At 58.1% G+C, this 8,315-nt stretch carries 11 protein-coding genes and 2 pseudogenes; 9 read left to right on the top strand and 4 right to left on the bottom strand.

The features are described 5' to 3' along the window. Together P0R31_RS40185 and P0R31_RS40180 are read left to right on the top strand one after the other, a co-directional pair. Window positions 1–207: pseudogene (locus P0R31_RS40185) on the top strand (IS701 family transposase); the annotation flags it as partial. Between the two features lie 112 nt (window positions 208–319). Then, window positions 320–1,080 (top strand): IS5 family transposase gene (locus tag P0R31_RS40180; protein WP_275520893.1). Its coding sequence is split into 2 segments (ribosomal slippage): window positions 320–646 and window positions 649–1,080, totalling 759 coding nucleotides; the frame shifts between segments, so codons are not numbered across the junction. Between the two features lie 58 nt (window positions 1,081–1,138). Here P0R31_RS40180 and P0R31_RS40175 read toward each other — a convergent pair. Next, on the bottom strand, window positions 1,139–1,462 hold the full coding sequence (locus P0R31_RS40175) for a 3-hydroxyacyl-CoA dehydrogenase NAD-binding domain-containing protein (RefSeq protein ID WP_275520891.1): 324 nt from the start codon (window positions 1,460–1,462) through the stop codon (window positions 1,139–1,141). A 37-nt stretch (window positions 1,463–1,499) separates the two neighbouring features. Beyond that, a complete protein-coding gene (locus P0R31_RS40170; protein WP_275520888.1) occupies window positions 1,500–1,898 on the bottom strand; it encodes a 3-keto-5-aminohexanoate cleavage protein in 399 nt (132 codons plus the stop codon). On the opposite strand from P0R31_RS40170, the gene P0R31_RS40165 reads away from it, so the two are divergent. The 5 genes from P0R31_RS40165 (at window position 1,836) to P0R31_RS40145 (ending at window position 4,069) form a co-directional block, all read left to right on the top strand. Next, a complete protein-coding gene (locus P0R31_RS40165) occupies window positions 1,836–2,159 on the top strand; it encodes a hypothetical protein (RefSeq protein WP_275520895.1) in 324 nt (107 codons plus the stop codon). The genes P0R31_RS40170 and P0R31_RS40165 overlap by 63 nt on opposite strands. A gap of 53 nt (window positions 2,160–2,212) precedes the next feature. Continuing rightward, window positions 2,213–2,608, top strand: a complete 396-nt coding sequence (locus P0R31_RS40160; RefSeq protein ID WP_275520886.1) for an HNH endonuclease family protein — start codon at window positions 2,213–2,215, stop codon at window positions 2,606–2,608. Between the two features lie 288 nt (window positions 2,609–2,896). Further along, a complete protein-coding gene (locus P0R31_RS40155) occupies window positions 2,897–3,091 on the top strand; it encodes a hypothetical protein (RefSeq protein WP_275520884.1) in 195 nt (64 codons plus the stop codon). Window positions 3,092–3,686: 595 nt separating this feature from the next. Beyond that, window positions 3,687–3,932 (top strand): hypothetical protein, encoded by a 246-nt coding sequence (locus P0R31_RS40150; protein WP_275520883.1) that lies wholly within the window; start codon window positions 3,687–3,689, stop codon window positions 3,930–3,932. Then, window positions 3,929–4,069, top strand: coding sequence for a hypothetical protein (locus P0R31_RS40145; protein ID WP_275520881.1), 141 nt, complete (start codon window positions 3,929–3,931; stop codon window positions 4,067–4,069). The genes P0R31_RS40150 and P0R31_RS40145 overlap by 4 nt, the downstream gene beginning before the upstream one ends. On the opposite strand, the pseudogene P0R31_RS40140 reads toward P0R31_RS40145, so the two are convergent. Beyond that, window positions 4,058–5,022: pseudogene (locus P0R31_RS40140) on the bottom strand (IS481 family transposase). The gene P0R31_RS40145 and the pseudogene P0R31_RS40140 sit on opposite strands and share 12 nt — an antisense overlap. A 271-nt stretch (window positions 5,023–5,293) precedes the next feature. Between P0R31_RS40140 and P0R31_RS40135 the strand changes: the two are divergent. Together P0R31_RS40135 and P0R31_RS41275 are read left to right on the top strand one after the other, a co-directional pair. Continuing rightward, window positions 5,294–5,440 (top strand): hypothetical protein, encoded by a 147-nt coding sequence (locus tag P0R31_RS40135; protein WP_275520879.1) that lies wholly within the window; start codon window positions 5,294–5,296, stop codon window positions 5,438–5,440. Next, window positions 5,404–5,694 (top strand): DNA methyltransferase, encoded by a 291-nt coding sequence (locus P0R31_RS41275; protein ID WP_430516898.1) that lies wholly within the window; start codon window positions 5,404–5,406, stop codon window positions 5,692–5,694. The genes P0R31_RS40135 and P0R31_RS41275 overlap by 37 nt, the downstream gene beginning before the upstream one ends. 154 nt (window positions 5,695–5,848) lie before the next feature. On the opposite strand, the gene P0R31_RS40125 is transcribed toward P0R31_RS41275, so the two are convergent. Continuing rightward, window positions 5,849–7,501 carry a class I adenylate-forming enzyme family protein gene (locus P0R31_RS40125; RefSeq protein ID WP_275520874.1) on the bottom strand — a complete coding sequence of 551 codons (1,653 nt, stop codon included), beginning with the start codon at window positions 7,499–7,501 and terminating at the stop codon, window positions 5,849–5,851. Window positions 7,502–8,315: the final 814 nt, after the last annotated feature.

Raw genomic sequence — 8,315 nt, 5'->3', positions numbered from 1 at the left:
TGGCAGGGTCTTCATCGCCACGCCCTGATGACAATGATCGCCTACGCCTTCCTGCAACATCGTCGCCTCGCCCACGCGGGGCGGAAAAAAAAGAATCAACGGGCCACCGCCTCAGCCAACCATGCCCACCGTACGTCACGCCATCGTCGATCTCATCCTTCGGCCGCCGCCTCAACGGTGTCCCTACTGCCGAAAACAAATCCTTGAAAAACACGGGCGCAAATAGAATCTGCCAAAGTAGTGTTAGGGTCTGTACTCAATAGGGATTCCATCCGGAATTCGGCTGTGATTCAAGCTTCTCAGTGGAAGGGAGGCTTGAATGGCAAAGCAGGTCTACTGGCTCAGCGATGCGGAATGGCGGCGGATTGAGCCGTTGTTGCCACGAGGGCGCAAGGGAGCGCATCGGGTTGATGATCGACGTGTGATCAGCGGCATTATGCACATGCTGAAATCGGGTTCGCGCTGGCGCGATTGCCCAGAAGTCTACGGCCCCTACACGACGGTCTACAACCGCTTCAACCGCTGGAGCCGACAGGGGATTTGGACGGATATTTTTTACGCCCTGACCGGATCGACGGGCATGTACGGATCGATGTCGGTGGATTCCAGCTACATCAAAGCCCATCGCTCCGCGGCCGGCGCAAAAGGGGGGCCTTCAACAATGCGATCGGCCGCTCGCGCGGCGGGCAGACCACCAAAATCCACGCGCTGACCGACGATATCGGCCGTCCACTTGCCTTCCTGATCACTCCTGGCAACACCCACGACCTGGTCGGTGCACGCGGTTTGATCGGCATGGTCCGCAACCCGCGCCGTTTGCTGGCCGATCGAGCCTACGACGCCAGGAGCTTGCGCGACGAGCTGGCCGCACGCCGCATCAAGGCCGTGATCCCGCCAAATCCGACCCGCAAACACCCGCATCGCTACGACAAGATCGCCTACAAAGGCCGAAACGTCATCGAACGGATGTTCTGCCGCCTCAAGGACTTCCGCCGGATTGCAACCAGATACGACAAGCGAGCAGACATCTTCCTGTCTGCAATCCTTCTGGCCGCTGCGATCACTTGGTGGATCAATTGAGTCCGGACCCTAACGCCAGTCAGGGCCGGCCACCCAGAGTTTCTCCGCCACATAATAATCAGATGCTGGCCAGCAGCTGCAGGATGGTGTCGTTCGGCCGGAAGCGCGCGCTGCGGTCGCCTGAGACGCCCGCCTTCTCTAGTCCCCGGCGCATCATCTCGACATCCACAGCGGCGTATCGGTGGGTTGTGGCCACCTGAGCATGGCCAAGCCAAAGGCTTTTCTGCACGCGCTCAACCGCAGCGGGCGCATGGTCGTACAACCGCACGTTCACTCCGTTGATGATGAACCGTGCGGCCCACCCGCCGCCGATTACCCCGCCCCCAAGCAGTGCGACCGCTCGCGGAAGCTTCCCAGGCACGCACTTTGAAGTCTCAGACATGAGCTTTGACCTTTCAGCGACGAACTTGTAGCGCGAGCTACTCGCGCACCTCGTCGGGAGCCATTATCCGTACGCTGATCCGCTCGAGAATCTCTCTTGCCCGCTGCACGAGCTCGGCGATGGTCGCCAGGCGCCAGCGTGAGAGGTAAAGGTTGTCATCCAAACCCACCCGCACATTTGCACCGATCAACGGCGCCAATGCTGCGTACGGAAGCTGCTTCCGTGCGACCGAGAACGTGGAGTAAACGGTGCGCGGCGGGAGCTGGTGCCCCAGCGCCATCAAAGTCGTCAAATCGTCCGGCGCGCCTGATTGCGGATTTTTCGAGAGTTTGTTCCAACCCGAAAAGACCCCGCGAACTTCATAAAGAAGGAGTTGTCGCCCTACGCCGAAGCGTACGACCAAATCACTGACAAGAGTTTTGCTAGGTTTAAGCACGCCGCCGAAATCAACCGCGACTTAACCCATCTCTCCCGCCTGGATAACTTCGACTGGCAGCCACCGGCGATCGAAGTCATTGCTAAAAGGAGGGAGAGTCCCGAATTCATTTTTCGCTTTTTGTCAGACTTGGAGAGGCTCGCCTACGGGCTTTTCCTCATGCGGAGCGATCCGTCCGAACGCATCCGGCTTACGGAAGGCTTCTCGCTGCCATTCAGGCCGGTGACGACCTGTTCGCTGTCGAGTCGCCTCTCCAGCTAAGCGATGACGAGAAGGGATTCGTCCGGGAAGCCTTGCATGGCGACATTTACAGGGTGACGCGCATTCGCTTGCCGCTTCTCCTCCGGATCGACGAGCTGCTGTCTGGCGGTCGCGCCGTCTACAACCAGCCGATTATCACCGTCGAACACGTGCTTCCCCAAAATCCTTCCGAACTAAGTCAATGGCTTACTGATTTCCCTCACGCGCCCGAGCGTGAGCGTTGGGTTCAAAAGCTAGCCAATCTGGTCCTTCTTACCCGCCGCAAGAACTCCCAGGCGAGCAACTTTGATTTCGTGGAGAAGAAGAAGTACTTCGCCATGAAAGCTGGTGTTGCGAACTTCGCAATCACGAGCAATGTCCTGAAGGAAAAGGAGTGGACGGTCGCGGTCCTGGAGCGGCGCCAAGCAGAGATCCTGGGTGCTGTTGCTGCGGTCTGGAGACTTGATTAACTGGCAAACGTCACACGAAGAGCCTCTCACAAGGGGAGCTTGGTCGATCCTCCTCGTCCTTTTGCATCGGATAAACAGCGAAAAGCGCCGTAGTTTCACGTGAATATCCTAAGTCCTACGAAGCGTCCCGTTGTCGCCACCTTTGAACAATGGAAGTAAAACTCCGGAATATGTGCCGCGCCTTATGCTGCTAAGTTGAGAGCAACCGCACGCCGGTAACGACCGGCACCAGAACGTTTTTGTTCCCGGCGGGTCCTGTCCTGCGGCAAACCCAAGCTGGAGAATGCAATGCCTGCAAAACCCAAAGCCAAGGAGGCGACCCATGAGGCCTTCGTTATGACAGGCGAAGGCGAGAGTGCGTTCCGGATCAAAATCGGCGCCGTCTGGCCGCATGACGATGGCAAGCGCTTCAACGTGGATCTGATCGTCCTGCCCATAAGCGGAAAGCTCGTCATCCGCGTGCGCAAGGAAGCCAAGGGCTGATCATGCGAGGAGCCTGAGCACACCGACGTGGCTGTGTGCGATTCTTCCCGGAGCAGCGGCGACGAGCGCTGGCGTGGCAAGGGAGACCATCCTCAAGCCTTGGAATGGTTGAAGTCCGTTGAGAGCTGATGACCCGAATGGTGCAGAGCTACTTGCCCCGCATTGGAAACGATGCGGGGCACTTTTTGCTGACATGCTCTCCCCACCAAGGCGCGCTATGGAGCGCAGCAATGACAGTGGCGCCCCGTTCAACACTCGCCTCCTCGTCAAATGCGAAGCATCAGGCAGCCGGACTGTCACTCCGTTCGCAGCTTGTTTTCATCTGTCGTATCCAAGCGCCAGGGCAGTCGAGGTGGCCAGTAGCACTGTTCTCATCTACCTCTCATCATCAGATCGTTCTGGCGCGGTTCTGTTGCGTCTCAGGCCTACTCCCGTGTGGATGCTGCAGCCACTCCGCTGTCCAGAGGACTTGGAATTTGGGCCCGAAGCGCGTCAGCACAAGGCATCCAACCGTATCTCGGAGGGTCCCTCGGTCGGAGTCTCCTTGCCCCGCCGCTCATCCTTCGTGTCTTCAGGAATTCCCGTCCGGCAGCGAATGGCGCAGCCGGTTGAACCAAACGAGAGTACGAAAGATGAAACGCAACGAAAAGAAACCGGCGCCGCACGCGTCTATGTGGTCGACGGCGAAGGTGACAAGGCCTTCTGGACCAAGATCGGCGCAGCTTGGCCACACGAGGACGGCAAGAGCTTCAACATCCAGCTAAGCTGCCTGCCCTTTAATGGCCGCCTGGTTCTCCGCGATCCGAAAGTCGCCGCAGACGACGCGGAGGCGGGGCGATGAACCCCGCCGCTGCGCGGCGCCACCGCGCACGTTTCAACGATTGGGAGTCTCACGAGATGATCGTCCTCGCCACCAGCAAGGAAGCCGCCATCAACCGGCCAATCGCCATCAACGACCTGACCGATCTAGGTGTTTAGTCCCGGCATTTGCTGGAGCGGATTAAGTTTGAATCGTTCCGGCTGGGAAGTCCAGCATTTGCAGATGTATTCGTAAGGAGTGAGGCGCTTCAGGGTCTTCAGCCGCCGAGCGTAGTTGTAGGCGTTGATGAAGTCGGCGAGGTGAGCTTCGAGCTGATCGTGTCGATCGTAATGGTAGCGTTGGACGGTCGCTTCCTTGATCGTGCGGTTCATGCGCTCGACCTGTCCATTGGTCCAGGGATGCTTGATCTTGGTCAGCCGATGTTCGATGCCATTCTCTTGGCAGCGCATATCGAACATATGTGTCACGTATCGTGCCGTCGGGCCGTCCGCGTAGCGCGGCGGGAAAGTGAACTGGATCCCATTGTCGGTGAGAACCGTGTGGATCTTGTAGGGGACAGCCGCGATCAGAGCTTCGAGGAAAGCGGAGGCGGAGGTCCTTCCCGTCTTCCTGACCAGTTGCACGAAGGCGAATTTGCTGGTGCGATCGATGGCGACGTAGAGGTAGAGCTTGCCTTCAGCGGTCTGGAGCTCAGCAATGTCGATGTGGAAGTAGCCGATCGGGTAAGCCTTGAACTTCTTCTTCGGAGGCTTGCTGCCTTCGACCTCCGGCAATCGGCTGATGCCGTGGCGCTGGAGACAGCGATGCAGGGATGATCGCGTCAGATGCGGGATCGTCGGCTGGAGCGCATAGAGGCAATAGTCGAGCGGCAATAGCGTATGCCGCCGGAAAGCGACGATGATCGCCTCCTCCTCGATAGAAAGCACTGTCGACTTGGCGTCCCTGGGGCCTGTCGGGATATCGGCGACAGTCTCGCGCTCCCTCCACTTCGCGACAGTCTTCTGGTTGATCCCGTAGCGCTTGGCGAGCGCCCTCAGGCTCTCTTGACTATTTGTATTGCTCGACGGACTGCCTCCGTCGTGGTGGCGCAGCCGTGTAAAACTTGTCCCATAGCGCATCCTTCGAATCGTGCGATAAGAATGCACCATCAAAGCCTGGGACTAAATACCTAGCTCAGGTGTCCACCACCTCTTGCGCGGTGGACTGGGACGCCATCGTCTTCAGCCCCGAGGTGCTCTAAAGAGTACCCACCTTCACAACACCGGTCGTTCACGGTGACTGCATCAAGGTGATGCGCCGCATGGAGTCCGCCTCGGTGGACTTCCTCCTCATCGATCCCCTTACTCTGCCGCTATCTCTCCCGCGATGGTCAGACCAGGCCAATGACGATCGCAATGCACCGCGTGCTGAAGCCAAGCTCATGGTGCTTTAGCTTCTACGGCTGGAATGCGGCCGACAAGTTTATCAAGGCGCGGCGCTCTGCGGATTCCGCATGGTGGGCCATCGTCTTCATCACGCGCTACGCTTAGTCGTCGCGCTTCGTGCAAAGCAAGCACGAGCAGGCCTATCTGCTCGCCAAGTGCGAGCCCGCCGCCCGATGACTCCAATCGACGATGTTCGCGAGTGGCACTACAGTGGCAATAGGCTGCATCTAACTCAGAAGCCAATCACGGTCTTGAAGCCGCTTATTGAAGCGTTTTGTCCCGCACTTGAGACTGTGCTGGATCCGTTCTGCGGGTCCGGCTCGACCCTGGTTGCTGCGCAACGTACTGATCAGGGGTAACCGCTACTGTTCGTCCAACCAATACAGCCTTCTCCCCGCTCCGCCCTTTTTCAAGTGGCCGCCGAGGTCATTCGCGGCCAATTCGGCGCCGCACGAGAAGATTGGCGAACCTATGATCAACTCTTCGCGTGAGAGAACTGGATGAACGTCGGGTTCAGCGCCAGCGCTTCTCGGCAGTGTCGTAGACGCCCGCAAGCGGTTCGTTCACATCGATCAGCTCACGTTTTAGCACTTTATTGCTGGAGCTGGTTCTAGGAAGCACCGGAATAAAAGCGATGTATCGCGGCAGCTTGAACACGGCAAGACTCGCACGAGCATGTTCAATAATGCGCTCCACGGACAAATCACTTGATGTGAGACCTTTTTTCAGTTCAACGTAAATCTTAACCTCCTCACCGCGCTTGGCATCAAGTACGGGCACGGCGGCCACGTCCGCAACCTCCGGAATCTCGCGAATGACCGCCTCCACCTCGCGCGCGGCGATGTTCTCGCCTGAACGTCGAATAATATCCTTAGTGCGACCTACAAACCAATGAAATCCTAGCTTGTCACGGCGCAGCAGGTCGCCCGTCTTAAACCATTCGCCTTCGAACGAGCTGGCAGTCGCCTCAGGCCTATTCCAATAGCCCTTGAGGATTCCACGACCACTCACCCACAGCTCACCGACTTCGCCGACCGGAGTGGGTGTGCCATCGCTATTCATCAGGCGCAGGTTTCGAAACGGTGCACGAATCCCCACCGAACCTAAGTCGGTCACCTCATCAAGCTCGTTCGGCATTTGTGTGCCAAACCCGATTTCCGTCATCCCATAAGCGTCCTGGGTGCGCACTCGAAATCTCTTCCGGAGTTTGCGCTGCGAATCAGGACTGCAGCCCCACGTCAGAGTCTGCTTCAGGCACGTCCTCCCATCTTCGTCGGCGGTCTCGTTCTGACGCGCTATCAGCTCTGGAAAGTAGCACCACTCGATGCCGTGCTGCTTGATCCAACCGATAAAGCGCGTGGAGCTCATTGACGGCGCCAGGTAGAGGGTGCCAGCTTGCCGATACGACTTCAGAAGATGTCCTTGCGGATCGCCATAGAAGAACGGCTGCATAGAAAGGTACCTCCGGTACGGCTGCCCGTCCCCGCACGCCCCTTGATAGGAGCTCACGCCCCAATAGTCGTGCGTCAACATGCAACCTTTTGGAAGGCCAGTGGTCCCCGAAGTATATTGAATGTTCAACAGGTCGTCGGGTCGGACATCTTCATCGACCGGAGACTCGTCGCCTCCCTTCAGTAACTCATCGAGGGAAATGGCGGTTCCGGTGGAAGGCTGTCCAACGACAATTAATCGCTCTTTGGTAAGATCCTGCGGCCAAGGCTCCATCGCCGAGAACACTGACCATACGGCTTCGTCGACGACGGCGAACTTGGCCTGCGTATCGCGGACAACGTGCTCGATCTCCCTCGGCGTGTAGCGCATGTTGATCGGAACCATCACAGCACCTAGCTTGGCGAGCGCGAACCACAAGATCGGAAATGCGAGGCGATTGGGCAGCATCACGCCGATGCGATCCCGCTTGCGTACGCCGAGCGCACGCAGCGCGTGCGCATATTTGTTGGACCAACGATCCATCTCGGAGTATGTCGCGCGCTCGCCGCGCACGAAGACGTCGATTGCCGTTGTCGAGCCGTGCGTTCTCGCCCGCAATGAAACCAGCTGTCCGACGGTGATGGTCTCATATATAGATTCCAACGCGTCGATTTTGCGCAAAGCGTTTGCGACGCGCTCCTGCAGCTGAGCTTGTGTCAATTTTTCAGCAGCCATTGTTGGTTGGAACCAAAGCCAGCCGGGAAGCACCTCTCCTTTTGAAAAGGTCGGTCAGGTTTCACATCAACGAAATGACAAACCTTACCATCTCGCGGACCTCGGGCCGCCCGCACAGCACACGTACAACTGATCGACTATGAGTTTCATTGCGGCACCTTGTTCGTGATGAGCTGCGTCATAGCGGGCAAGGCGAGTTGTACATCAACAATAAGGCTCGAGGCACTACCTGCTTTGGTGGCTACCGTTGCACGAGCCGGCAGCCAAACGCCGTACAGCGGTAGCGGGAGGGAGCCTTGGGCCCGTTATGGAGCGTTCTTTGCTATGAGCTAGGAAAGCTGCGTCGATCACAATCGATAAATCGAGACGCTCCTGACCATGACCACCGGAGGAGCTAAGGATTTGGAGACGCCCCGAATTTGTATTACGCGCGGATGGTTCTGCACGAGTCCAGCCGAGCGCTCGAAAGCCCTGTTCACCTGTGGGCAAATCGCAAGAGCGTGCTCGTATCTCAGCTCGGCCGTCACCGCGCGGACTGATGCACGACCCATAATTGCAGCCGTCAGGATTGGGCACCGCTAATGGCTGAGCTCCCTCATTGTGTCCGGCGGGGCTGCGGCGTTAAAGCGGCGATCGTTCGGTTCGTGTGGCGCGCAAAACGTGCCTTGTACATAGCGCGGCAATCTGGGGTTCTTCCGCACATTTGGTGCAGCATGAGCGATCGATGGTTGGATTGGTTGCCCGATCGTTCTCAAGCAGCCAGGAGGACGCGTCGACGCAATAGCGGGTAGCTTGCCCGGCCATACATTTGTCG

Source organism: Bradyrhizobium yuanmingense, from assembly GCF_029167105.1.
Classification (GTDB): Bacteria; Pseudomonadota; Alphaproteobacteria; order Rhizobiales; family Xanthobacteraceae; genus Bradyrhizobium; species Bradyrhizobium yuanmingense_A.
This window is presented reverse-complemented; position numbering and strand designations above follow the sequence as displayed.

Bases quoted from the DNA above. Each gene is read 5' to 3' on its own strand.
- P0R31_RS40145 (WP_275520881.1), top strand. From the start codon at position 3,929: ATGAACCCCGCCGCTGCGCGGCGCCACCGCGCACGTTTCAACGATTGG.
- P0R31_RS40150 (WP_275520883.1), top strand. From the start codon at position 3,687: ATGGCGCAGCCGGTTGAACCAAACGAGAGTACGAAAGATGAAACGCAA.
- P0R31_RS41275 (WP_430516898.1), top strand. From the start codon at position 5,404: ATGGTGGGCCATCGTCTTCATCACGCGCTACGCTTAGTCGTCGCGCTT.
- P0R31_RS40135 (WP_275520879.1), top strand. From the start codon at position 5,294: ATGACGATCGCAATGCACCGCGTGCTGAAGCCAAGCTCATGGTGCTTT.
- P0R31_RS40175 (WP_275520891.1), bottom strand. From the start codon at position 1,462: ATGTCTGAGACTTCAAAGTGCGTGCCTGGGAAGCTTCCGCGAGCGGTC.
- P0R31_RS40155 (WP_275520884.1), top strand. From the start codon at position 2,897: ATGCCTGCAAAACCCAAAGCCAAGGAGGCGACCCATGAGGCCTTCGTT.
- P0R31_RS40125 (WP_275520874.1), bottom strand. From the start codon at position 7,501: ATGGCTGCTGAAAAATTGACACAAGCTCAGCTGCAGGAGCGCGTCGCA.